General features: G+C 70.5%; 22 protein-coding genes. 10 read left to right on the forward strand and 12 right to left on the reverse strand.

Annotated elements, in window-relative coordinates; genetic code table 11:
* Positions 1-29 precede the first annotated feature (29 nt).
* The 6 genes from rfbF to ACODSY_RS17635 are packed head-to-tail and all read left to right on the forward strand — an operon-like array spanning position 30 to position 5,165.
* Positions 30-797: a glucose-1-phosphate cytidylyltransferase gene (gene rfbF, locus ACODSY_RS17610; RefSeq protein ID WP_488953094.1), complete on the forward strand. Its 768-nt coding sequence runs from the start codon at positions 30-32 to the stop codon at positions 795-797.
* Complete coding sequence (rfbG, locus tag ACODSY_RS17615; RefSeq protein ID WP_488953095.1) at positions 764-1,840, forward strand: CDP-glucose 4,6-dehydratase; 1,077 nt, start codon at positions 764-766, stop codon at positions 1,838-1,840. The genes rfbF and rfbG overlap by 34 nt, the downstream gene beginning before the upstream one ends.
* Positions 1,837-3,069 carry a methyltransferase domain-containing protein gene (locus ACODSY_RS17620; RefSeq protein ID WP_488953096.1) on the forward strand — a complete coding sequence of 411 codons (1,233 nt, stop codon included), beginning with the start codon at positions 1,837-1,839 and terminating at the stop codon, positions 3,067-3,069. Before rfbG ends, ACODSY_RS17620 begins: the two co-directional genes overlap by 4 nt.
* Positions 3,069-3,596, forward strand: coding sequence for a dTDP-4-dehydrorhamnose 3,5-epimerase family protein (locus ACODSY_RS17625; protein WP_488953097.1), 528 nt, complete (start codon positions 3,069-3,071; stop codon positions 3,594-3,596). Before ACODSY_RS17620 ends, ACODSY_RS17625 begins: the two co-directional genes overlap by 1 nt.
* A gap of 2 nt (positions 3,597-3,598) precedes the next feature.
* Positions 3,599-4,546 (forward strand): NAD-dependent epimerase/dehydratase family protein, encoded by a 948-nt coding sequence (locus ACODSY_RS17630; protein ID WP_488953098.1) that lies wholly within the window; start codon positions 3,599-3,601, stop codon positions 4,544-4,546.
* A gap of 28 nt (positions 4,547-4,574) precedes the next feature.
* Complete coding sequence (locus ACODSY_RS17635) at positions 4,575-5,165, forward strand: CatB-related O-acetyltransferase (RefSeq protein ID WP_488953099.1); 591 nt, start codon at positions 4,575-4,577, stop codon at positions 5,163-5,165.
* Here ACODSY_RS17635 and ACODSY_RS17640 read toward each other — a convergent pair.
* The 3 genes from ACODSY_RS17640 to ACODSY_RS17650 are packed head-to-tail and all read right to left on the reverse strand — an operon-like array spanning position 5,162 to position 8,430.
* Positions 5,162-7,447: a tetratricopeptide repeat protein gene (locus ACODSY_RS17640; protein ID WP_488953100.1), complete on the reverse strand. Its 2,286-nt coding sequence runs from the start codon at positions 7,445-7,447 to the stop codon at positions 5,162-5,164. The genes ACODSY_RS17635 and ACODSY_RS17640 overlap by 4 nt on opposite strands.
* 33 nt (positions 7,448-7,480) lie before the next feature.
* The gene (locus ACODSY_RS17645; protein ID WP_488953101.1) at positions 7,481-7,774 is read right to left on the reverse strand and encodes a SemiSWEET family sugar transporter; all 294 of its coding nucleotides are present in this window, start codon (positions 7,772-7,774) and stop codon (positions 7,481-7,483) included.
* Between the two features lie 5 nt (positions 7,775-7,779).
* Positions 7,780-8,430, reverse strand: coding sequence for a sensor histidine kinase (locus ACODSY_RS17650; RefSeq protein WP_488953102.1), 651 nt, complete (start codon positions 8,428-8,430; stop codon positions 7,780-7,782).
* Between the two features lie 222 nt (positions 8,431-8,652).
* On the opposite strand from ACODSY_RS17650, the gene purD reads away from it, so the two are divergent.
* The gene (gene purD / locus ACODSY_RS17655) at positions 8,653-9,918 is read left to right on the forward strand and encodes a phosphoribosylamine--glycine ligase (protein WP_488953103.1); all 1,266 of its coding nucleotides are present in this window, start codon (positions 8,653-8,655) and stop codon (positions 9,916-9,918) included.
* A gap of 1 nt (position 9,919) precedes the next feature.
* On the opposite strand, the gene ACODSY_RS17660 is transcribed toward purD, so the two are convergent.
* On the reverse strand, positions 9,920-11,992 hold the full coding sequence (locus ACODSY_RS17660) for a M13 family metallopeptidase (protein WP_488953104.1): 2,073 nt from the start codon (positions 11,990-11,992) through the stop codon (positions 9,920-9,922).
* A 59-nt stretch (positions 11,993-12,051) separates the two neighbouring features.
* Positions 12,052-12,492: an SRPBCC family protein gene (locus ACODSY_RS17665; protein ID WP_488953105.1), complete on the reverse strand. Its 441-nt coding sequence runs from the start codon at positions 12,490-12,492 to the stop codon at positions 12,052-12,054.
* Between the two features lie 115 nt (positions 12,493-12,607).
* Here ACODSY_RS17665 and ACODSY_RS17670 point away from each other — a divergent pair, with 115 nt between their 5' ends.
* The 3 genes from ACODSY_RS17670 to ACODSY_RS17680 all read left to right on the forward strand — a co-directional run bounded on the left by ACODSY_RS17670 (position 12,608) and on the right by ACODSY_RS17680 (position 17,018).
* On the forward strand, positions 12,608-13,690 hold the full coding sequence (locus ACODSY_RS17670) for a phosphotransferase family protein (RefSeq protein WP_488953106.1): 1,083 nt from the start codon (positions 12,608-12,610) through the stop codon (positions 13,688-13,690).
* A gap of 102 nt (positions 13,691-13,792) precedes the next feature.
* Positions 13,793-15,391: a carboxylesterase/lipase family protein gene (locus ACODSY_RS17675; RefSeq protein WP_488953107.1), complete on the forward strand. Its 1,599-nt coding sequence runs from the start codon at positions 13,793-13,795 to the stop codon at positions 15,389-15,391.
* 10 nt (positions 15,392-15,401) lie between these two features.
* Positions 15,402-17,018: a carboxylesterase/lipase family protein gene (locus tag ACODSY_RS17680; RefSeq protein WP_488953108.1), complete on the forward strand. Its 1,617-nt coding sequence runs from the start codon at positions 15,402-15,404 to the stop codon at positions 17,016-17,018.
* Here ACODSY_RS17680 and lpxK read toward each other — a convergent pair.
* From lpxK to ACODSY_RS17715, 7 genes are all read right to left on the reverse strand, one after another.
* Positions 17,015-17,998, reverse strand: a complete 984-nt coding sequence (gene lpxK / locus ACODSY_RS17685) for a tetraacyldisaccharide 4'-kinase (RefSeq protein ID WP_488953109.1) — start codon at positions 17,996-17,998, stop codon at positions 17,015-17,017. The two genes, ACODSY_RS17680 and lpxK, sit on opposite strands and share 4 nt — an antisense overlap.
* Positions 17,995-19,239: a 3-deoxy-D-manno-octulosonic acid transferase gene (locus ACODSY_RS17690; protein ID WP_488953110.1), complete on the reverse strand. Its 1,245-nt coding sequence runs from the start codon at positions 19,237-19,239 to the stop codon at positions 17,995-17,997. Before ACODSY_RS17690 ends, lpxK begins: the two co-directional genes overlap by 4 nt.
* Entirely contained in the window at positions 19,236-20,228 is a 993-nt protein-coding gene (locus ACODSY_RS17695) for a cation diffusion facilitator family transporter (RefSeq protein ID WP_488953111.1), read from the reverse strand. Before ACODSY_RS17695 ends, ACODSY_RS17690 begins: the two co-directional genes overlap by 4 nt.
* Before the next feature lie 14 nt (positions 20,229-20,242).
* The gene (locus ACODSY_RS17700) at positions 20,243-20,965 is read right to left on the reverse strand and encodes a lysophospholipid acyltransferase family protein (RefSeq protein ID WP_488953112.1); all 723 of its coding nucleotides are present in this window, start codon (positions 20,963-20,965) and stop codon (positions 20,243-20,245) included.
* On the reverse strand, positions 20,962-22,737 hold the full coding sequence (locus ACODSY_RS17705; protein ID WP_488953114.1) for an ABC transporter ATP-binding protein: 1,776 nt from the start codon (positions 22,735-22,737) through the stop codon (positions 20,962-20,964). The genes ACODSY_RS17700 and ACODSY_RS17705 overlap by 4 nt, the downstream gene beginning before the upstream one ends.
* A gap of 48 nt (positions 22,738-22,785) precedes the next feature.
* Complete coding sequence (locus ACODSY_RS17710; RefSeq protein WP_488953116.1) at positions 22,786-23,034, reverse strand: hypothetical protein; 249 nt, start codon at positions 23,032-23,034, stop codon at positions 22,786-22,788.
* Between the two features lie 77 nt (positions 23,035-23,111).
* Positions 23,112-23,741 (reverse strand): hypothetical protein, encoded by a 630-nt coding sequence (locus ACODSY_RS17715; RefSeq protein WP_488953117.1) that lies wholly within the window; start codon positions 23,739-23,741, stop codon positions 23,112-23,114.
* Between the last annotated feature and the right edge of the window lie 23 nt (positions 23,742-23,764).

Genomic DNA, 23,764 nt, shown 5'->3' on the forward strand with positions numbered 1-23,764 from the left:
GAGGCGCGGATCGCGCGAGAAGGCGAGACATGAAGACGGTAATCCTGGCCGGGGGCCTGGGCACGCGCATCTCGGAAGAGAGCCACTTGAAGCCGAAACCGATGATCGAGATCGGCGGACGCCCCATCCTCTGGCACATCATGAAGCTGTTCTCGCACCACGGCTTCAACGACTTCGTCGTCTGCCTGGGCTACAAGGGCTACGTGGTGAAGGAGTACTTCGCCAACTACGTGCTGCATAACGCAGACCTGACCGTGGACCTGGCCAAGGGCGTGATCGAGTACCACGCCACCAACCACGAGCCCTGGCGGGTGACCCTAGTCGACACGGGCGAGGCCACCATGACGGGGGGACGGCTGAAGCGCGTGGCCTCCTATCTCAATGCGAACGAGCCGTTCTTCCTGACCTATGGCGACGGCGTGTCGGACGTGGATCTGACGGCGCTGGCCGCCTTCCATCGCGGCCACGGCAAGGACGCCACGATCACCGCAGTGGCCCCGCCCGGGCGCTATGGCGCGCTGGAGATCGACAACGGCCAGGTGCAGCGCTTCGTCGAGAAGCCGCCGGGCGACAACGGCCTGATCAACGGCGGCTTCTTCGTGCTGGATCCCAAGGTCATCGGCCGCATCGACGGTGACGCCACCGTTTGGGAACAGCAGCCTCTGGAGGGCTTGGCCGCCGACGGCCAGCTGATGGCCTATCGCCACGACGGCTTCTGGGCGGCGATGGACACCCTGCGGGACAAGAACCAGCTCGAGGCGCTGTGGGCCTCCGGCGAGGCGCCGTGGCGGCGGTGAACCCAGGCTTCTGGGCCGGCAAGCGGGTCCTGCTGACGGGGCACACGGGCTTCAAGGGCTCGTGGGCGGCGATCTGGTTGTCCCGGATGGGGGCCGAGGTGACGGGTTTGGCCCTGCCGCCCGACCAAGCGCCGGCCCTGTTCACCCTCGCAGGCGTCGAACGCCGGATCGACTCGCTTTTCGTCGACCTGCGCAATCCGGACGCCGTGGCCGGGGCCGTGGGTCCGTGCGCCTTCGACATCGTGCTGCACATGGCCGCCCAGCCGATCGTGCGGACGTCGGTGGAGGACCCGATCGGAACCTTCGCGACCAACGTGATGGGCACGGCCCACCTGCTGCAGGCGCTGCGCAGGCAGGCGGCGCTGCAGGCGGTGCTCGTGATCACCTCGGACAAGGTCTACGCCAACAACGACTCCGGCCGCGCCTTCCGGGAAGGCGACAACCTGGGCGGCAAGGATCCCTATTCGGCCTCGAAGGCGGCGGCCGAGATCGTGGTGCAGAGCTTTGCCAAGAGCTTCTTCCCGGCTACGCCGGTGGGCACGGCGCGCGGCGGCAATGTGATCGGTGGCGGTGATTTCTCACGCGATCGCCTCGTGGCCGACATCGTCCGTGCGGCGCACGCGGGTCAGCAGGTGGTGCTGCGCCATCCCGAGGCGACGCGACCGTGGCAGCATGTCCTGGATTGCCTGGCGGGGTACTTCGCCCTCGCTGAGGTCCTGGCCACCGATACTTCGGCGCCTCGGGCGGTCAACTTCGGGCCGAAGCCTGGCGGGCCGGAGGTGAGCGTGGGCGAGCTTGCGACGCTGGGCGTCGAGGCCCTGGGCGGACAGGCCTGGCGGCATGAGCCCGACCCCGCATCGCTGGAGGCCAAGACTCTGGCCATCGACGCGACCCTGGCGCGCGAGGTCCTGGGCTTCGAGAGCCGCCTGGACGCCCGAGAGGCCGTGGCGCTTACGATGGACTGGTATCGCCGCCTGGCGGCTGGCGAGGACGCGCTTTCCTTGTGCCTGGAACAGATCGAGGGCTACGAAGGCCGGCCATGAGTCTCTGCCGCTTCTGCCGCTCGCCGCTGACCCGCACGTTCCTGGACCTGGGGCTGCAGCCCCTGGCGAACAGCTACCTTACGCCCGAACAGCTGGCCGCCGGGAACGAGCCGGTGTTCCCGCTCAACACCATGGTCTGCGACAGCTGCTTCCTGGTGCAGGCCGACCACGACGTGCCCGCTGAGGCAATCTTCGACGAGGGCTACGCCTATTTCTCCTCGTTCTCGCCAGGATGGGTCGAGCACGCGCGCCGCTATGCCGAGGCGATGATCGAGCGCTTCGGCCTCGGGCCGGAGAGCCTGGTGGTCGAGGTGGCCAGCAATGACGGCTACCTGCTCAAGCACTTCCTGGCGAAGGACATCCCCGTGCTGGGGATCGAGCCCACCGCCAATACGGCGGACGCGGCGCGCGCCATCGGCGTGCGGACCGACGTCGTGTTCTTCAATGCCGAGACTGGGCAGAACCTCGCGGCGCGAGGCGACCGGGCCGACCTGATGGCGGCCAACAACGTCCTGGCCCACGTGCCCGACCTGAATGCCTTCGTGGCCGGCTTCCGGCACGTGCTGAAGCCGGACGGCGTGCTGACCTTCGAGTTCCCGCACCTGCTGAACCTGATCGAGCTGGTGCAGTTCGATACGATCTACCACGAGCACTATTCGTATCTGTCGCTGCTGGCGGTGGAGCAGGTGCTGGGCGCCCACGGCCTCAGGGTCTTCGACGTGGAGCGGCTGCCGACCCACGGCGGGTCGCTGCGGCTGTTCTGCTGCCACAAGGCGGCCGGCCGCGAAGAGAGCGACGGCCTGCGCGCCGTTCGCGCCGCCGAGGCGGCTGCCGGGCTGAACCGGCCGGAAACCTATGATGGCTTCACGGCCCGCGTAGAGGCCGTTCGCGACAGCTTCCTGGGGTTCCTCGCCGCCGCTCGCGATGATGGCAAGGTGATCGCCGCCTATGGCGCAGCGGCCAAGGGCAACACGTTCCTCAACTATTGCGGCGTCGGGGCGGACCAGATCCTCGAAGCTTACGACGCCAACCCGGCCAAGCAGGATCGCTACCTGCCCGGTAGCCATGTGCCGATCCGCGCACCCGACGCTGTGAAGGCCTCCCGGCCGGACTACGTGTTGATCCTGCCCTGGAACCTGAAGGACGAGATCACCCGCCAGCTCAGCTTCATCGCCGACTGGGGCGGCCGGTTCGTGGTGGCCTCGCCAGTCACCCGGGTGCTGGACTGATGCGGTTCACGCCGACGGAGATCGCCGGTGTCGTGCGCGTGGACGCGGAGCCGCACCGTGACGACCGTGGCCTGTTCGCGCGCCTGCACTGCCCGGAAGAGTTCGCGGCCGCTGGCATCCCATTCGAACCGGCGCAGACCAGTGTCTCGCGCAACCCGACCCGCCATACGTTGCGCGGGATGCACTACCAGCCCAGCCCTAACGGCGAGACCAAGCTGGTGCGGGTGAGCCGGGGCCGGATCTTCGACGTGGCCGTGGACCTGCGCCCCGCCAGTCCCACCTATCGCCGCTGGATCGCCGCCGAGCTGTCGGCCGATAATCTGGCGGCGCTGTTCATCCCGGAGGGGATCGCGCACGGCTTCCTGACGCTCGAACCGGATACGGACGTGGTCTACCAGATCGCCCCAACGTTCCGGCCCGGCCATGAGGCCGGCGTCCGGTGGGACGATCCCGCGTTCGGAATCGCCTGGCCCGCGCCGCCCACGCTGATCTCGCCGCGCGATGCGGCCTATCCGGACCACGGGTAGGCATGGCGGCCAAGGTCCTGCTCACGGGCGCGAGCTCGTTCACCGGCGTCTGGATCGCCGAGGCGCTGGCCGCCGCCGGGTTCGAGGTGGTCGCGCCGCTGCTCCGCCCGCGCGAGGACTACGAGGGCGTGCGGCTTGACCGCGTGGTCCGTCTGGAGAAGGCGGCCGTCGTCACCTATGGACGGGCGTTCGGATCGCAGGCGCTGCTCGACGACATCCGGGCGGCGAAGCCTGACGTGCTCGCCCACCACGCGGCTCATATCACAGGCTACCGCAGCCCGGACTTCGACCCCGTCGACGCCCTGGCCCGCAACACCGCGGGCGCAGGGGACGTCCTTTGCGCCGTCCGCCGGGCCGGGGGGCGGCTGATGCTGCTGACCGGCAGCGTGTTCGAGGCGGGCGAAGGCGGCGGCGAGGAGGCCGGGGCGGTTACGCCCTACGGTCTGTCCAAGACGCTCACCACCGCGGCGTTCGACTACTGGGCCCGGTCGGCGGGGCTCGCGTTCGGGCGGTTCGTCATCCCCAGCCCCTACGGCGCGCTCGAGGAGCGGCGCTTCGGCTGGCACCTGTTCCGCAGCTGGTTCGCCGGCGAGACGCCGGCGGTGCGCACGCCGCTCTATGTCCGCGATCATCTGGCCGCCGCGCAATTGGCGAGGGGGTACGCCGAATACGTCGCCGCCTGCCTGGGGTCCGACGAGCCAACAACTCCCGCGCGACCTTCGGGATGGATCGCGTCGCAGGGTGACTTCGCGCTGCGCGTCGCCGACGAGGCCGGTCGCCGGCTGGGCCGTGAGTGCCCGGTCGACCTTTGCGACCAGGCGCGCTTCGACGAGCCGCGCGTGCGGGTCAACGACCAGCCGTCGTGGGGCTCCGGGTGGGACGAGGCGGCGTTCTGGGACGGCTACGTGGACTGGTACGCCCAGTTGCATGCGCGCGGCGCGCTGGATTGAACGGCGCGAAGGCATAGGAATCCACCACATGCCCCCTCCTGTCTTCACGACCGTCGCCGCCGCCCAGCATGTTGCTGCGGGGCGCCTCGTGGCCGGCCCGCATTCCTACGGTGTGCCGATCCTGCGCTACTGGGGCTCGCCGGGCGGCTACGCCTGCCGGATCGGCGACTACTGCTCGATCGCCGACAATGTCGACGTGTTCCTGGGAGGCTACCATCGACCGGAGTGGGTCTCGATGTACCCGTTCTCCGCCTTCGAGGAATGGCGCGCCGACTGTCGGGTCCGCAACCACACTGTCGGGCGCGGCGACGTGGTGATCGGCAGCGACGTCTGGCTCGGCAGCGGCTGCACCATCATGGCCGGCGTCAACATCGGCCATGGCGCGGTCGTGGCGGCCCGAGCCGTGGTGACCAGGGACGTGCCGCCCTATGCCATCGTCGCCGGCAATCCGGCGCGGGTCGTGCGGCGACGGTTCGACGACGACACGATCGACGAGATGCTGCGGATCGCCTGGTGGGACTGGCCTGCGGATCGCGTCGGGCAAAACCTCGACCTGCTGATGAGCGGCGACATGGCCGCCTTCATCGCTCGCAACCGGGTGACGCCCGAGGCTTTCTAGCGGCCCAGGACCGTCCGCTCGACCGCATCGTAGAAGTCGGCCGCCCAGGTGTCGCTCTGGCCCAGCGGGCTGGCGCGCATCCGCTCGCGCAGGGTGGCGCGCAGTTCGGCGATCCGGCCCGGATCGTTCGCCAGTCCGACGGCCGCGTCGACATAGCCGTCGACCGAGTCGGCGCAGAGGTCGGCCAAGCCCACGTTGCTCAGCACCGACCAGCTCAGCCGCTCGTAGGGCGCCGGACCCTTCAGACTGACACAGGGGGCGCCCATCCACATGGACTCGCAGGTCGTGGTGCCGCCGGTCTGCGGGAAGGTGTCGAGGCTCATGTCCATGCGGTTGTAGTGCGGCAGGTGCGCGCCTCGGACCGCCTCGAACTCGATCCGGTCACCCTCGATCCCCTCGGCCGCGAAGGCTTGGCGGATATTGGCCTGGAATGACGCCGAGCTGCCTTCGGGCCGGATGAACAGGAAATGCGACCCGGGGCTGCGGGCCATGATCCGGCCCCAGGCCTGCAGCACCTCGCGCGTGTACTTGTGCGGCTGGTTGGCCGTGCCGAAGGTGACGTAGCCGTTGCGGGCGACCGGCGGCTCCGGGTTCGTGGCCGGCTGGTCGCGGAATGCCGAGGCGCTGAGCGGGTACCAGGCGTGCTTCAGCATCAGCGGCCTCTCGATCAGCATGCGGAGATCGGGCGGCGCGATGTAGGGGTCGCAGACGAAGTAGTCGATGGTCTCCAGGCCCGCGGAATGCGGATAGCCCAGCCAACTGGCCTGTCGCGGCGCCGGCTTGTAGGCCATGACCTCGAGCTTGTTCATGTGCGTGGAGCCGCCCAATTCGATCAGCATGTCGAGCTGGTCGTCGGCGATCTTCTGCGCCGCGTCCGCCGCGGTGATCTCGGGCCACCAGCGGTAGGCGGTGACCTTCGAGGTGATCAGCCGCTGGGCCGCGTCGGCCTCACCGCCGTTATAGTAGGAATATGCGAACACCTCGAACCGGTCGTTGTCGATGTGCTCGAACAGCGGCAGGGCGAAATAGCCGACCGGATGCAGGCGCAGGTCGGACGACATGAAGCCCAGGCGAATCTTGCCGCCCGCCGGTCGCGGCGGCTGGCGCTTGACCTTCCGCCGGTTTGCCGAGGCCTCCACCTGCCGCCCCCAGATGCGGTGCTGCTCGATCAGCTCCAAACGATCCGCGTCGGTTCGCACGCGGGCCATCTGCTTCATCAGCGCCGTGTGCCGGCCGTTGCTTGCCCAACCGCGCCCGAGGCTGCGGAAGTCGCCGATACGATCCTGCGAGTCGAAATCGCAGACCCGGCCCAGGGTCTCCCAGACGATCTTGTTGGCCGAGTCGCTGAATTCGGTGGCGCGCGGCACGAGCTCTCGCGCCAGCTGGTAGGCCTTCTCGATGTTGGCGCCTTCGTCGCCGCTTCGGTTGCGCTCGTAGCCCTCGATCAGCGCGACCGCATAGTCGATCCGCTGGGGCTCCGCCTTCACCGCCTTTTCGAGATGCTCCAGGCCGCGGGCCCGGTCGCGGTCGACGAGCATCGCGCCCAGCTGATGGTGCAGCCAGCCCGCGTCGGGGTTCGACGGCAACAGCGCCCGGAGATAGGCCTCGGCGCGGGCCGCGTCGCCCGAGCGGCGGAGCACGGCCCCCTTGGCCTCCAGCAGCCGCTGCGCGCCTGGGTTCGCCGCCAGGGCCTTGTCGAGCGCCTCCTCGGCTTCAGCAGTGCGGAACTCCTCGTTCAGTGTGCCGACGATGTCGAGCCAGGCGTCGAGATGGTCGCGCTTAAGGCTCACCGCCTGCCGGAAACGCATGAGACCGGGCTCTATGCGGCCCAGCTTGACCATCGCGCGGCCCAGCTGGCGCTGGAACTCGGCGTTGCGGGGCTCCAGTCGCGCCAGCTTGGCGAACAGCGTCTCGGCGCGGGCGGCGGCGCCGAGATCGAGCAGGATGTTGCCCAGGTTTTGTTGTGCCGGCAGCTTCTTGGGTTCGAGCTTGATGGCCTGCTCCAGCACCGGCACGGCCTCGGCCTGGCGCTTCAGCTTGCGCAGGAGCACGCCGCGGGTGTTGAGCAGATCGTAGTCGCGCGGATAGCGGTCCAGGCCCTGGGCGGCGAAGGTGTCGCCCTCCTGGAAGCGGCCGGCCCCGAACAACTGCGCGGCCAGGACGCGGTAGACCGGCGCAGGCCGGGCGGGATCCTCGGCGACCGCGGCGATCAGATGCTCGATGGCCTCACCCGAACGCCCTGCATTCAGCGCCGTCTGCGCCGCCGCCAACCGATCCGTCATCCCGCTACCTTCTGGCCCGTGCCGGCGAACGACTTACGGCCCCGGCTGGCTCGTGGCTAGCCCGCGGCCTGCGGCGAACCGCCATTTGAGGACGAGGATGGCGGCAGAGAGCGCCAAGCACACGGCGTTCGACGCCGCGATCGGCCAGCTTCCGATCATCACGCCATAGGCGATCCAGAGCGAGAAGCCGGTCACCGTGACCGCGTACATCTTGAGAGACACCGAGGAAGCGTCGCGCTCGCGCACGATCTTGGTGAGCTGTGGCACGAAGCTGGTCATCGAGCAGAGAGCGGCGCCCACGCCCACGACGTTTACGATGAGAGACATGGGCCTCAGGCCCGCGACGTTGCTGTGTCCATGGGCACGCTAACGGAAAGCCGCAGCCCCGGTTGCGCGGCGGCGGTATCGAGGCGACCCCGGAGCTGTTGCGCCATGAGCTGGACGACGGTGAGGCCGAACCCCGTCTTCGGAGCCTCGGGCGGCATGCCCACCCCGTCGTCGCAGACCTGAAGATCGAAGCCGGCGGCGGTCCGCCGCACGATCACCTGGATTCGTCCCCGACGATCGCCGGGGTAGGCGTGGCGCAGCGCGTTGCCCACCATCTCGCTGACCAGCAGGGCCACCGGCGCGGCCTGGCGGCCGGGGATGCTGACGGTGTCGAGGTCCAGGTCGATGTCGACCCCCTCGCGGCCCGCCGATCCGGCCAGGTCGCTCACGATCTCCCGGACCAGCGCGGCGACTTCCACCTGTTCGGCGTCCTCGCTCCAGGACACATGGCGGTGCGACACGCTGACCGCGGCCACCCGCTGCTGCACGGCCTTCAGCGCCTGGCGGGCGGCGTCGTCGGCGGCGCGGCGACCTTGAAGCAGCACGATGGAGGAAATGAGCTGGAGGGTGTTCTTCACCCGATGCTCGACTTCCCGGGCGCGTTCGGCCTGCCGTTCGAGCGCCTGTTCGGCGCTGTCGAAGTCTGAATCGGCCATCCCGTCTCCCGTCGTTTGGCCAGCAACCTTAGTACTATAACGAAGGTTGGCGGGCGTGGGATTGCGACCTTGCGCCGCCGTTCGCGTAACACGGTACGGCTAAGCCAAGCCGCGCAAAGACGCCAGACCGACCGATGCCGCTGGACGTCGTCACCCCGGTCCCGCCGCGAAAGGTCCATCCCGCCTTGACCGCCGCCGAGCGGCGCGCCAAAGCCGCCTGCCATGAACATCCTCCTTGTGGGCTCCGGCGGGCGCGAGCACGCGCTGGCGTGGAAGATCGCGGCTTCGCCGCTGGTGTCGCGCCTCGTGGCGGCTCCGGGCAACCCAGGCATGGCCGCCCAGTGCGAGCTGCGCGCGGTGTCGGCGACCGATGTGGAGGCGCTGGTCGCGCTGGCCCAGGACATCGCGGCCGACCTCGTGGTGATCGGGCCCGAGTCGTCGGTCGCGGCGGGCCTGGGCGACGCCCTGGCTGCGGCGGGGATCCCGTGTTTCGGCCCCAGCGCCCAGGCCGGCCAACTCGAGAGTTCGAAGGCCTTCACCAAGGCCTTCTGCGACCGCTACGGCCTGCCCACCTCGGCCTATGTGGTGTGCGACAGCGCGGCTGAGGCCAAGGCTGCGCTGGACCGGTTCGAGCCGCCCTATGTCATCAAGGCCGACGGGCTGGCGGCGGGTAAGGGCGTGGTGATCGCCACGCAGCGCGCCGAGGCCGAAGCGGCCATCGACGACACCTTCGGCGGGCGGTTCGGCGCCGCCGGAGCGCGGGTGGTGATCGAAGAATTCCTAGAGGGCGAGATCGGCTCGTTGTTTGCGCTGTGCGACGGCAGGGATTCGATGGTGTTCGGCTGGGCGCAGGATCACAAGCGCGCGTTCGACGGCGAGCAAGGCCCGAACACCGGTGGCATGGGGACGTATTCGCCGGCGCCGCTGTTCACGCCCGAATTGGTGGAACAAGTGCGGACCCGCCTGGTCGAGCCCGCCTTTGCCGGGATCGCCGCCGACGGCGCGCCGTACCGTGGCGTGCTGTTCGTGGAGTTCATGGCCACCAAGCACGGTCCCAAGCTGGTCGAGTTCAACGTCCGCTTCGGCGACCCGGAGTGCCAGGTGCTGATGCTGCGTCTCGAGAGCGACCTCGTGCCCTATCTGATGGCCTGCGCGCAGGGCCGCTTGGCCGACATGCCGCCCCCGGTCTGGCGCAAGGAGTCGGCGGTCTGCGTGGTCGTCGCCGCCGACGGCTATCCGGGCACCCCTAGGGCGGGAGGCCGGATCGGCGGGACCGAGGCCGACTTCGGGGCTGGGCAGCTGGTGTTCCACGCCGGCACCCGGCGTGACGAGGCCGGGGTGCTGCGCGCCGCGGGCGGGCGGGTGCTGAATGTCTGCGCCACCGGCGCAGACCTCCGCGAGGCCCGGGACCGCGCCTATGCGGCGGTGGACGCGATCGATTTCCCGGATGGCTTCTGCCGCCGCGATATCGGCTGGCGTGCGCTCTGACCTACCAGACACGGACCCGGCGGTCGGGCGGCAGGTACATCTTCTGGGCGGGCTTCACGTCGAAGGCGGCGTACCAGGCGTCGACGTTGCGCACCTCGGCGGTGCGCCATTCGTTGGGCGAGTGCGGATCGGTCAGCAGCTGCTGACGCAGCGCGTTTTCGCGCTGCAGCGACCTGCTCGTCTGGGCGAACGACATGAAGAAGCGCTGATCGCCGGTGAGGCCTCCCAGAACCGGGGCCGGCCTGCCGCGCAGCGAGGCATGATAGGCGTCGTACGCCATGCAGAGGCCCGCGAGGTCGCCGATGTTCTCACCGAGGGTCAGGCGGCCGCTGATCCGCGCGCCCGGAAGCGGCTCGTACTGATCGTACTGCGCGGCCAGCCCTGAACCGGCGGCGTAGAACTTCGCCAGGTCCTCCGGGGTCCACCAGTTCGCGAGGGCTCCCTTCTCGTCGAACTTCGCGCCCTGGTCGTCGAACTGGTGGCTGATCTCGTGGCCGATCACACGGCCGATGGCGCCGTAGTTCACGGCCGGGTCGGCGTAGGGGTCGAAATTCGGCGCCTGCAGATAGCCGGCGGGGAACATCACCTTGATCAGCACCGCGTTGGACACGGCATTGATGGTCTGTGGGTTCATCGACCATTCGCGGCGATCGACGGGTCGGCCCAGCATGCCCAGCATGCGGTCGCGCTCGAAGGCCTGCGCGCGCTGGAGGTTTCCGAAGCCGTCGCCGGCGACCACCTCCAGTTTCGAATAGTCGCGCGGCGGCTGCTGGCCGCCGATCTCGACGCGCAGGTTGGCGAGCTTGGCCAGCGCCCGGGCCTTGGTCTGCGGCGACATCCAGTCGAGCGCCTTGATCCGGTTCGCCATGGCGGCTTTGAGGTTGCGCGTCATGTCCAGGATCTGGGCGCGCGACCTCTCCGGAAAATGCCGCTGGAGGTAGATCTCGCCGACGGCCTGGCCCAGCGCCTTGTCGGTCTGAACGACGGCGGTCTTCCAGGCGGCCGGCATATCCGGCGTGCCCGATAGGGCCCGGCCGTTGTAGTCGAAATCCTCCTCGCGGAAGGCCCGTGGCCCAATGGGCGCGAAGTTGCGGATGGCGCGAAGCGCCAGGTAGTCGCGCCACTCGGCAATCGAAACCTCGGCCGCCGCGGCCGCCGCAGAGGCCGACGCCTCGGGTTGGTTCACGATCCACACCGACTGGCCATCCAGGCCCGCCGCCTTCAGGTAGGCGTCCCAGTCGACGCCAGGGGCCCTGGCCGCGAAGTCCGCGCGGGTGAAGGGGTTGTAGCGCGCCTCGGCCTGCCGGTTGGCCACGCGGGTGCGATGGCCGCGGGCGATCCGCTCCTCGAGGGCGTAGACTCGCGTCGCGCGGCCCTCGGCGTCGTCGAAACCCGCCAGCGCGAACATCTTCGCCATGTGCGCCTTGTACGCCTGGCGGGCCTTCACGTTGGCGGGCCTGTCGATCAGGTAATAGTCCCGGTCCGGCAGGCCGATGCCGCCCTGGGTCATCCCCGAGATGTAGCGGTCAGGTTGTTTGATATCGACGGCGACGCCGCACGCGATGGGGCTTTGCGGCAGCGGTTGGGAGCCGTTCGGGTTCGGCAGCGCGGCCCAGGAAAGTGTCGCCAGTTCGCGGGCCAGGTCCGCGGGGGTCGCGACGGCGGCCACGCGCGCCAACTCGCCCTTCAGCGGTTCGGTCCCGCGACGCTCCAGGCCCGCCTCATCCACCCAGGCGGCGTAGTAGTCGGCGATCTTGCGCCCGTTGGCCGTGCGGAGCGAGCCCGCGGACTCCATGATCGCGCGTGTTCGCGCCTGGGTGTTCTCCGTAATCCGCGCCCCGGCGCCCCAGCTCGAACGATCGGGCGGGATGGTCGCCGTCTTCAGCCAGGTTCCGTTCACGTGCCGGAAGAAGTCGTCGCCCGGCGCCACCGAGGGGTCGATGGCGGTCAGGTCGATGCCGAAGTCGCCGTACTCGGGCTTGCCCTTGGCGACGGCCGCGAGCGCCGACGGCGCGGCGCTCATCAGGGGTGCGGACAAGAGCCCGGCGCCGAACGTCCGTCGCGTGAAACCCATTTGGCTAGAACCCCCGATATGCGCCGCGATACTGTGCCGCCCCGGCGCCCGCGGCAACGCTACTCCGTGGGCGTCTCCGCCACGGCCCGCAGGCGGGGCAGGGCCACGCTGTGCCAGGCGTGGCCCAGGCCGCCTCGTACGTCCTCGGTCTCGCGGTCGTCGAACTGGTCCCAGCCGGAGTGGACCAGTCGCACGTAGGTGCCTCCCGGGATGTTGCGCAGCCGGATATCGACGAAGGTGTCCGGCACGTCGGGGAAGCCCCACGAGAAGCTGAGGCGGCGCGGCGCGTCGACGACCTCGATCCGGCAGGCGATGGCGTCGGTCACGTCGTCGGCCGCCCGTCGCCCTCGGTCTGGCTGCAGGTAGAAGATGTGGCCGGGCGCCGCGCGGAAGCGCAAACAACCCATCCAGCGCGCCACCTGGGCCGGATCGGTGAGCGCCTGCCAGACCCGTTCGCGCGGGACGGCGATCTCGATCATCGACGTGACGTCTTCGACCATGCCTGCGGCTGTGCGGATTGCGGCGCGCCGCGTCAAGCACGCCGCTCGCGCCTTGCTCCCGCGTGGGCGGCGTCGCTAAAAGGGGTTCAAACAACTGTACGAAGCGAGGAACGCCATGTCCGTCACCGCCGACATCGCCGCCGAACAGGCCCGGGAACAGGCGAACACGGGCACCAAGGAGGTCGCGGAATCCCACCGGTTCGACCAGGCCGCGCTGGAAGCCTGGATGAAGGCCAACGTCGAGGGCTACGCGGGGCCGCTTGAGGTGCGCCAGTTCAAGGGCGGCCAGTCGAACCCGACCTACCAATTGATCACGCCGGGCAAGAAGTACGTGCTGCGCCGCAAGCCGCCGGGCAAGCTGCTGCCGTCGGCGCACGCGGTGGATCGCGAATTCAAGGTGATCTCGGCGCTCTATCCCACCGGCTTCCCGGTGGCGCGGCCGTACGGCCTCTGCACCGACGACGGGGTTATCGGCACCTGGTTCTACGTGATGGACATGGTCGAGGGCCGGATCCTGTGGGACCAGAGCCTGCCGGCCTATGAACCCGCTGAGCGCAACGCCATCTTCAAGGCCAAGATCAAGACGCTCGCCGACCTGCACAACACCGACTACGTGAAGGTGGGCCTTGAGGACTACGGCAAGCCCGGCAACTACATGTCCCGCCAGGTCGACCGCTGGACCAAGCAATACAAGGCCTCCGAGACCGTCCACATCCCGGAAGTCGAAAAGCTGATCGAGTGGCTGCCGAAGACGGTGCCGGCCCAGGAGCGCACCTCGATCGTGCATGGCGACTATCGGCTGGACAACATGATCTTCCATGCCACCGAGCCGCGCGTCGTCGCGGTGCTGGACTGGGAATTGGGCACCCTGGGCGAGCCGCTGGCCGACTTCACCTATGTGCTGATGAACTGGGTCAACGGCACGATCTCGACCCTGCCGGACCTGAAGGCGCACGGCATCCCAACCCTGGACGAGGCCGTCGCCTACTATTGCGAGCTGACCGGGCGCCCCGGAATCCACGACCTCAACTGGTTCTTCTCGTACAACGCCTTCCGCCTTGTGGGCATCCTGCAAGGCATCCTGGGCCGGGTGCGCGACGGAACCGCCAACCACCCTGACGCCGCCAACATGGCTCCCCGGGTGCAGAGCCTGGCGCAGATGAGTTGGGCCTACGCGCAGAAGGCCGGCGCAAGCTGAGGGCGAGGCGGCGCCCGGCCGTCGGAATTTTTCGTAGATTGGGTATGGCCTCCGCCTGAGCTCCCGCGTATCCAGGTGGGAACAACAAGCGGGAGGGGCGCCATGACCTATGACCGTCGGGCCTTGCTGGCCGGCGTTTCGGCTACAGTGGGCGGATGGGCGCTGGGTGGCGTGCCAGCCCGCGCCGCCCCGGGCGCCCCCGTCGCGGACACGGCCTCGGGCAAGCTTCGCGGCGCCTGGAACCGCGAGGTCGCGGTGTTCAAGGGCGTGCCCTACGGTGCTTCCACCGCCGGGGCCGGGCGTTTTCGCCCCCCGCAGCCAGCGAAGGCCTGGACCGGCGTGCGCGACGCCCTGGCCTTCGGAGCCTCGTCGCCGCAAGGCCAGCCGGCGGCGCTGGCAGCGGCCGGGCGTCCACGCAGCCCGCTCAACGATCAACCGATCAGCGACGACTGCCTGTTCCTCAACGTCTGGACACGCGGGCTGGCGGACGGCAAGCGCCGGCCAGTCATGGTGTGGCTGCACGGCGGTGGGTTCAGCGCCGGGACCGGATCGTGGCCCTCGACGGACGGGACCCGCCTGGCCGAACGCGGCGATGTGGTGGTGGTGACCCTGAACCACCGGCTGAGCGCCTTCGGGTTCCTGTACCTCGCCGAGCTTGGCGGCGCCGCGTTCGCGGATTCTGGCAACGCCGGCATGCTCGACATTGTCCAGGCGCTGAAGTGGGTGAAGCAGAACATCGCCGCGTTCGGCGGCGACCCGGGCAATGTCACCATCTTCGGCGAGTCCGGAGGCGGGGCGAAGGTCAGCGTGCTGATGGGCATGCCTGCGGCCAAGGGCCTGTTCCACCGCGCCATCGTGCAGAGCGGCGCGCACCTCACCGGCCTGGGCAGGGACGAGGCGACCGAGAATGCGCGCCTGGTCATGAAGGCGCTGGATGTGAGCGACGTCGGTAAGCTGCAGCAGGCGCCGGTGGACGCGCTGTTGGGCGCCATCATCACTGCGCAGCGCACGCCAGGCCGCAAGCCCGCCAGCTATAGCCCGGTCATGGACGGCCGCGCCTTGCCGGCGCATCCCTGGCTGGACGGCGCGCCGGCAGTCTCCGCCAAGGTTCCGGTGCTGATCGGCTCGACCCGAACGGAGACGACGTTGCTGGTCGGCGCATCCGATCCCTCGACCTTCGACCTCGACGCCGCGAGCCTGCGGACCAAACTGGCCTCCTGGCTGGCGGGCGCCGACATGGAGGCGGTGATCGTGGCGTTCCAGAAGGCCGATCCCAAGGCCACACCCAGCGACCTGTTCTTCGCGATCACGACGGACCTGCGGGTGCGCAAGCAGTCGTGGGCGCTCGCCGACCGCAAGGCGGCGCAGGGAGCCGCGCCGGTATGGATGTACGAACTCCATTTCGACGAGTCGGCCCGGATGCGTTCGCCGCATGCGATGGACGTGCCGCTGGTGTTCGACAATCCGCCGAAGGGCGCGGTGGCCGGCACGGCCGAGGTGGCGGCCGCCATGGCCTCGACCTGGATCGCGTTCGCCCGCACCGGCAACCCCAACAACCCGGCGGTCCCGCAATGGCCCGCCTACGGCGCGACCGACCACGCGGCGATGCTGTTCGAGCCGCAGCCGCGACTGGCCCACCACTGGCGCGACGACGAGCGGGCGGCGCTGGCCGGCCTGCCGGTCATCCGCGTCGATCGCTAGGAGACAGCAGATGAGCCACACGCGTCGGGCCGTCCTGGCCGGGGCTTCGCTGGCGGCGGGTGCCCTCGCCCTGCCGCGCTCGTCATGGGCGGTATCGCAGGAGGCGCTCTTCCCGGTGGTCGAAACCGCCCAGGGCAAGCTGCGGGGAATGACGGCCGGCGGCGTCAGCATGTTCAAGGGCGTACGCTACGGGTACGACACTTCCGGACGTAACCGCTTCATGCCGCCCCAGCCGCCGCCCAAGTGGGCGGGGGTGCGCAACGCCTACGCTCACGGCCAGGTCGCGCCGCAGATGCCCAACAGCCGCCAGAACGCCTATGGCGGCCTGATCATGTTCGACATCCAGCCCGGCGGGATGGGTGAGGACTGCCTGGTCCTCAACATCTGGTCGACGAAGCTGGATCGCAGCGCCAAACGGCCGGTCCTGGTGCACCTCCACGGCGGCGGCTTCTACGGCGGGTCGGGCAACTCGCCGGGCTTCGACGGCGAGGCGATGGCGCGCTTCGGCGACTGCGTGGTCATCACCATCAACCATCGCCTGGGCGCGTTCGGCTACCTGAACCTGGCCGACGCGGGGCCGGCCTTCGCGCGATCGGGCACGGTCGGGATGATGGACATCATCGCCGCCCTAGCCTGGGTGAAGGCCAACATCGAGGGCTTCGGTGGCGATCCCAACCGGGTGCTGGTCTATGGCCAGTCCGGCGGCGGGGCGAAGACCAGCATCCTGATGTCGATGCCGTCGGCCAAGGGGCTGTTCCATCGCGCCGGCGTCATGAGCGGCTCGACGCTGCGGCTGGCCTCGGCGGAGCAGGCGCAGGCGGGCGCGGCGGCGTTCCTGAAGCAGCTCGGCCTGACCAAGACCGACACGGGCAAGCTCCAGGCGCTGCCCTACGAGACCCTGTTGGCGGCGCAGGCCACCATGGAGGCGGCGGACCGCGCCAAGGGCGAGGCGCCGCGTTCGTTCTCGCCGTCGATCGACGGCGTCGTGCTGCCGGGCCATCCGTTCGATCCGGGGGCGCCGACGGTATCGGCCGATGTGCCGATGATCGTCTCGACCGTAATCGACGAGCGGTCGTATCGGATGGGCAACTTCAACCTCGACGAGGCGGGCCTGCGAGCCTTCATCGCCCGGCGGGTGGGCGAGGGCCGGGCGGACGAGGTGCTGGCCCTGTACCGGCAGGACGATCCCAAGGCGACGCCGTTCGTGCTGCAGGCGCGGTTCGACAGCGACGAGACGTTCCGTAAGGGCGCGCTGGCCCAGGCCGAACGCAAGGCGGCGCAGGGCCAAGCGCCGGTGTGGAGCTACTACTGGACGCATCCCAGCCCGGCCTATGGCGGCCGCTACGGCGCGCCGCACGGCAGCGACGTCGGGCCCAGCCTTCACGACGTACGAGGCGGATTGAACGAGACTGGGCCGGACAGCATCCGCCTGACCGACCAGCTCTCGTCGGCGTGGATCGCCTTCGCCGCCACCGGCGATCCGAACAACAAGCTCATCCCCAACTGGCCGAGCTACAAGGTTCCGGAGCGGGCCACCCTCGTGTTCGGCGACGAGACGCGGGTGGAGAACGATCCGCGCGGCGCCTTCCGCCGGTTCTGGGAGAAGGAACCGCCGCGCGGCGGCTAGCGCGCCAGGAGGGCGTCGAGGGCGGCCTCGTCCTCGAAGACCGTCCGGACCGGCCAGGCCGCCACGCGGTCGCGCCAGGATGCAGGCAGGCGAGCCCAATCCTTCTCGGTGGTGACCAGGCCGGCGCCGAACTGCCGCGCGCGGTCGGCCAGGCGGCGCAGCGTGGGCTCGTCGTAGGCGTGATGGTCGGGGAAGGGCCAGAAGTCCTTCAGCTCGCAGCCGGCGGCCTGCAGAGCGCGCTCGACCTTCCAGGGCTTGCCGACGCCCGCGAAGCCCACCTGCGGGCCGGTTGGCGGCGGCGCGGCTGGCGCGAGGCGGGCGACGAGGACGGAGATGGCGGACAAGGCCCGCAGCAGGTCGGGATCGGGCGCGTCCATATCGGCTGGCAGCAGGATGATCGCCGCGTCTGCGCGGGCCAGTCCCACCTTCAGCGGCTCGCGCATGGGACCGGCGGGAAAGACGCGGCCGTCGCCGAACGGCCACTCGTCCTCGCGCGTCTCGCCGTCGACGACGATCAGCGACAGGGTCTTGCGGACCGACGGGTTCTGGTGGCCGTCGTCCATGACGATGGCTTTGGCGCCGGCCTTCGCCGCCGCCAGGGCGCCGGCGGCGCGGTCGCGCGAAACCCAGACGGTGAGACCCTGCGCCAGCATCAACGGCTCGTCCCCGACGTCGGCTGCGCCATGGCGGGCAGGGTCGACCTGGACGGGGCCTTCCAGCGATCCCCCATAGCCACGCGAGAGGACCACGCCGTCCAGACGCCGGGCGATCTCGCGGACGACCGGCGTCTTGCCGGTTCCGCCCATCGTGAGGTTGCCGACGCAGATGACCGGAACGCCGGGATCGACGGGCCGACCCTTGGCGATCCGGCGCGCGGTGACGGCGGCCCAGATCCAGGAGACGGGCGTCAGCAGCAGGCGGGCGATCGCGCCGGTCTTGCCGTCGCGCGTGTACCACCAGCGGGGCGTGCTGAGCTTCATGCGGGCAGCAGGGGCTCGAGCATGGCCATCGCCTGGTCCAGGGCGGCGCCCTGCCGGCTCGCGTACGCCAAGGCGGCCTCGCCCATGCGGCGGGCGATGACGGGGTTGGCCAGGAGGCCGCGGAGATGGCGGGCCAGCGCCGCGCCGTCCGCCGCCTCGATCGCCGCGGCCTCGGCGAAGAGGGCGGCGTAGAGATCGGTCGCATTGAAAGCGTGCGGGCCGGTCAGGATCGGACGGCCGATGCGCGCTGGCTCCAGCGGGTTGTGGCCGCCGACGCCCGGGACGAAGCTTCCGCCCATCACCACCACCTCGGCCAGGCGGAAGAACAGGCCGAGCTCGCCCAGCGTGTCCGCAATGTAGACCGGTCCGGTCGGGTCCTCACCAGCGCCGCGGCGCGGGGCGGCGAGATCGCGGGCGATGTCGGGGCCGCGCTCGGGATGGCGGGGGGCGACGACCAGCAGGGCGTCCTCGCGGCCGGTCTCGCGGAAGGCGTCGGCGACGATGGGCTCCTCGCCGGGATGGGTGCTGGCGGCCAGCACCACCTTGCGGCCGGCGACGGCGGCGCGCATGCGGCCGAGCTCGGCCTCGTCGACGGCCAGGGGCTCTCCCAGCAGCTTGAGGTTCAGGCGCGGGCCCGGCGTCGCGCCCAGCCGTCGAAGGCGGGCTTCGGTGGCCTCGTCCTGCGGCAGGGCGAGGTCGAAGGCGCCGACCAGGGCGCGGGCCGAGGCCGGCCACTTCGCCCAGCGCTCGGCGCTCGACTGCCGCATCCGGGCCGACATCAGGGCCAGGCGCACGCCGCGCGCCTTCGCCTGGAGGATCAGGTTGGGCCACAGCTCGCTCTCGACGAAGACGCCCAGCGACGGCCGCCAGTGGTCGAGGAAGCGGCCCACTGCGGCGGGGCCGTCGACCGGCGCGAACTGGTGCGTCACGCCGCCGGGCAGATGCCTGGCCAGCATCTCGGCCGCGGTGACGGTGCCGGAGGTCACCAGCAGCCGCAGGTCGGGTCGTCGGGCGCGCAGGGCCGTGACGAGCGGCAGCAGCGACATGGCCTCGCCGACGCTGACGCCGTGTAGCCAGACGAGCGAACCCTGTGGCCGGGACGCCTCGGTGTGGCCCAGGCGCTCGCCCAGGCGGGCGAGGTCCTCCTTGCCGCGGCGGGCGCGGCCGCGGAGGATCGAGGGCGCGAACGGCTCCAGCAGGCCTGTGGCTGCGCCATAGAGCGCGAGCGGAAGGGTGATCACACCACCTCGGCGGGGGCGAGGCGGCAGGTGCGGGCGGCGTCGGTCTCGACCTGCAGGGTCGCGTGGCCGATGCGGAAGCGCTTCTCGAGGCCCTCGCAGGCCTGATGCAGGAAGCCGTCGCCGTCGGCGTTCGCCGGCCGCAGGATGTGGGCGGTCATCGCCGTCTCGGTGGTGGAGATCGCCCAGACGTGCAGGTCGTGGACGCCCTCGACGCCGGGCAGGCCGGCGAGGTAGGCGCGGACCTTGTCCACGTCGATGCCGCGCGGGGCCGCATCCATGGCGAGGTCCATCGAGTCGCGCAGCAGGCCCCAGGTGCCAAGAACGATGACCACGGCGATGACCAGGCTGAGCGCCGGATCGACCCAGAGCAGGCCGGTCCGGGCCATGACGAAGGCGCCGGCGACCACGGCCAGCGAAACGCCGGCGTCGGCGGCCATGTGCAGGAAGGCGCCGCGGACGTTCAGGTCGTCGTGGCTGCCGCGCATGAACAGCATGGCGGTGGCGCCGTTGATCAGCACGCCCAAGCCGGCGGTGAGCATGACGATGTCGGAGTCGATCGACGCGGGTTCGCGGAACCTGTGCGCCGCCTCGGAGACGATGGCGCCGACGGCGACCAGCAGCAGGATGGCGTTGGCGAGGGACGCCAGGATGGTGCCCTTGCGCAGGCCGTAGGTGCGGCGGCCGGCCGGCGCGCGGCGGGCCAGGATCGTCGCGCCCCAGGCCAGCAGCAGCGAGAGCACGTCCGACAGGTTATGGCCGGCGTCCGCCAGCAGGGCGAGCGAGCCGGTCCAAAGGCCGGCGGCGACCTCGGCGGCGACGAAGGCGGTGTTGAGGACGACGCCGATGGCGAAGGCGCGGCCCATGTTGGCGGGCGCGTGGTGATGGTGGCCGCCGGCATGGCTGTGCCCGTGGCCATGGTCGTGCGCATGGGCATGACCGTCGTGGTGGTCATGGTCGTGCCTGGAGTGATCGTGCGCGTCGTGGGCCATTCAGGGCCTATGTCTCACCGACCGACCCGACGATCAATCCGGCCGACCAGCGCCTCGGCGCGGCGGGTGGCCGCCGACAGGCGAGTTGACCAGTCTTCGATCAGCGCTGCGATGGCGGCGTCGTCGGCGTCGGCGGGGACCTGTAGCGGGCCGTCCCAGACCACTGCGCCGCGGCCGAAGGGGGCGGCGAACATGACCTTGTCCCAGGTCGAGTCGATCTGCCAGGCGGGGTTGGCGGCGATGCCCATGAGGTAGACCGGCTGGTCGGACCGCCTGGCGATCTGCAGCGAGCCGGCGGCGATCACCTCGTTGGGGCCGCGCGGGCCGTCGGGGGTGACCACCAGCGCGCCGCCGCCCTGCACCCAGTTGGTGGCCTCGCGGATCGCGGCGACGGCCTGGCGGGCCTTGGCGGTATCGCCCTTCTTGGCCGAGGAGACGCGGATGGCGGGGAAGCCCGACATGTCGAGCGCGCGGGCGATGAACTCGCCGTCGGCCGAAGGCGAGATCAGGCACTTGGTCCGCTTCCTCCACCACTGCGGCGCGGTCGCCAGGCAGAGGGGGATGCGGCCGTGCCAGAAGAGGGCGATCGCGCCCTTGCTGTCGTCGGCCAGCGCCGGCTCGACGCAGGCCGCGTTCTCGTGCCGCCAGCGCACGGTGCGCAGCACGAGCCGCAGGTAGGTTCCCAGCACCCAGCCGAGGAAAGCCTGGACGCCGTCGGATCGCAGGAAGGCCTTCACGCGACGGGCTCCGCCTCCAGGTCCTGACTTTGCGCCAGGCGGGCGTAGAGGCCGCGCTGCTTGACCAGGCCGGCGTGGTCGCCGGTCTCGACGATGCGACCCTTGTCGACGACGTAGATCCGGTCGGCGCCGCGCACGGTGGAGAGGCGGTGGGCGATGAGGATCGTGGTGCGGCCGGCCATCAGCCGCTTCAGGGCGGCCTGCACCTGAGCCTCGCTCTCGGTGTCGAGCGCACTGGTGGCCTCGTCCAGCAGCAGGAGCGGGGCGTCCTTCAGGAAGGCGCGGGCGATGGCGATGCGCTGGCGCTGGCCGCCGGACAGGCGTGCGCCGGCCTCGCCGACCAGGCTGTCGTAGCCGTCGGTCAGGGCGGCGATGAAGTCGTGGGCCGCGGCGGCCTTCGCCGCCTCCTCGACCTCGGCCTGGGTCGCCGCCGGGCGGGCGTAGGCGATGTTGGCGCGGACCGTGTCGTCGAACAGGAACGGCTCCTGGGTGACCAGCGCGATCTGGTCGCGCAGCGAGGCGATGGCCAGGTCGCGGACGTCGCGGCCGTCCAGGGTCACCCGGCCGGTGGTGACGTCGTAGAAGCGCGGGATCAGGTTGAGGATGGTGCTCTTGCCGCCGCCCGAAGGGCCGACCAGGGCGACGGTCTCGCCGCGGCGGGCCTCCAGGCTGACGCCGCCCAGCGCCGGCGGGCCTTCGCCGCCATAGCTGAAGCCCACGTCCTCGAAGCGGATCAGGCCGTCCACCTGGCCCACGGGCTGGGCGCCTGGCCGCTCGCGAACCTCGGGTTCGACATCCAGGGCGGCGAACAGGCGGCGCGCCGCCGACATGCCCTCGGCGAACACGGTCTGCAGGTTGGCGAGCTGGCGCAGGGCCTGGCTGGCCATGGTCAGGGACGCCACGAACGAGAAGAAGGCCCCGGCGTTCATCTCGCCCGACTGGGCGCGCCAGCCGGCGTAGGCGAAGACGATGGCCACGATCAGGGTCATCAGCAGTTCGGTGGCCGGCGCGGCGCGGGCCCGGGCGTTGGCGCCCTTGGTCAGGTGCGACTGGCGACGGCGGACCACCTCCGCGACCCGAGCCTCCTCGTGCGCCTCGCGGTTCTCCAGCTTCACGACCCGGACGCCGTCGAGGCTCTCCATGATCGCCGACGACAGCGCCGAAGTCTCCTGCATGGCGCCCTTGGCGGCCTTGGTCGTGCGTTTGGAGAAGCGGCGCATGATCGCGCCCGCGAGGGGCACGGCGGCCAGCAACACCAGCGAGAGCACCCAGTCGTTGCCGATCATCACGATCAGGGCGCCCAGGAAGATCAGCGCGTTCTGGGTGTAGTTCACGACGCCGGCGGTGGCGGCCTCGCGGATCAGACCGGCGTCGTAGAGGACGGAGGAAACGTAGGCGCCGGAGTGCTGGCTGCGCAGGTGGGCGAGGTCGGCGCGGACCAGCTTGCCGAACAGCTGCACCTGCACGTCGCCGACCACGGCGTTGCCGATGCGGTTGACCAGGGTCGCCTGGACCACCTGGGCGACGGTGCGCGCCAGCGCCAAGGCCGCGATGGTTAAGGGGAGCACGAGCAGCGCGCCGGGCTTCCTGAACACCAGAAGGTCGTTGGTGGCGGGCTCGATGATCTGGACTAGGCGGGCGCTGCAGTAGGCCACCACCACGGCGGCCAGCATCGCCGTCGCCCAGCCTTTCCAGCGCGGCGCCATGTAGATGCGCGCCACCCGTGCGATCAGGGCGCGGGCGGAAAGCTCCGTCGGGGCCGGCTCGCTCATGGGCTTGGGATCGGATGTTGCGAGGGCGGCGTCAAGCGAAGCTGCCGCCTAGCCGTCGCCCAGCGCCTGTTCGAGCTCGGCGATGGCCTCGGCGACATCGCTGTCGTCGTCGGCGAAGATGCCGTCCCAGACCATCTTGAAGAACGGACCCGGCTGCTGCGCGCGATCCGCGTCGTGCTGGGTCTTCCAGTCGCGGAGTCGCTGCAGGAGGTCGCGCAGCACGACGGGATCCGCGTCTGTCGAACCGCGGATCTCGCGCCACCACGCCAGATCGCCGGAGAGCCCCGCCACGCGCATCGTCACGTCTCCCTTGGGAAGCGTCGACACTGTGACGGCCTCTACCGTCGGTTTCCACCCCTGAGGGCGAGCCGTCGTCAGGCGGAGCTGAGTCGGGAGACGGGAGGGGGCGGCAGCGGCGGCAGGGACGGCCGCGCCAGCGCGGCGCCCCCCATCAGCCGGGATCGCCGGTCGCCGGGGCCTCCGGGGAGGGGGAGGCGCGGTTCGCGCGCGGCCGGCGACGGCGGCGTGTCGCACACCGCCAGCGGCGCGGCCGCGTCCAGATCGTCGCGGATGCCCGCGATACAGGCCTCGACGGCCTCGTGGAGGGCGTCCAGGTCAGGGTCCTCGGCGTCCAGGAGCTCGTCGAGTTCGTCGAGCAGTTCGTCGCTGTCGTCGGATTCGTATTCGTCCCAGCCGGTCCGTTCCGGCCGCACCCGTGGCGGCGGCGCCCGTCTGAGGCCGGCCCCGGGCTGGGGCGCGGCGCCGGCCGTCGCGGCGGCAGGCGTCGGGCGGCGCGGCTCCTGCGTCAGGCGGAACTCCAGCGCCATGGTCTGACGCACGGCGCGTGACACCCGGTGGAAGGCCAGGCCCAACTGCGCCTGGGTCTGCAGGTCCTCGGTGGCGAGCATGGCCTCGCTCAGCCGGCGCACCATGACCATTCCGGCCTCGGCCAGTTCCGCCAGGACGCGGCCGTGCCGCTCGCGCATGTCGCCTTCGTTGGACATGAACAAAAAGAGAACATGCGACA

It is taken from the genome of Phenylobacterium sp. FG114 (genome assembly GCF_057809855.1).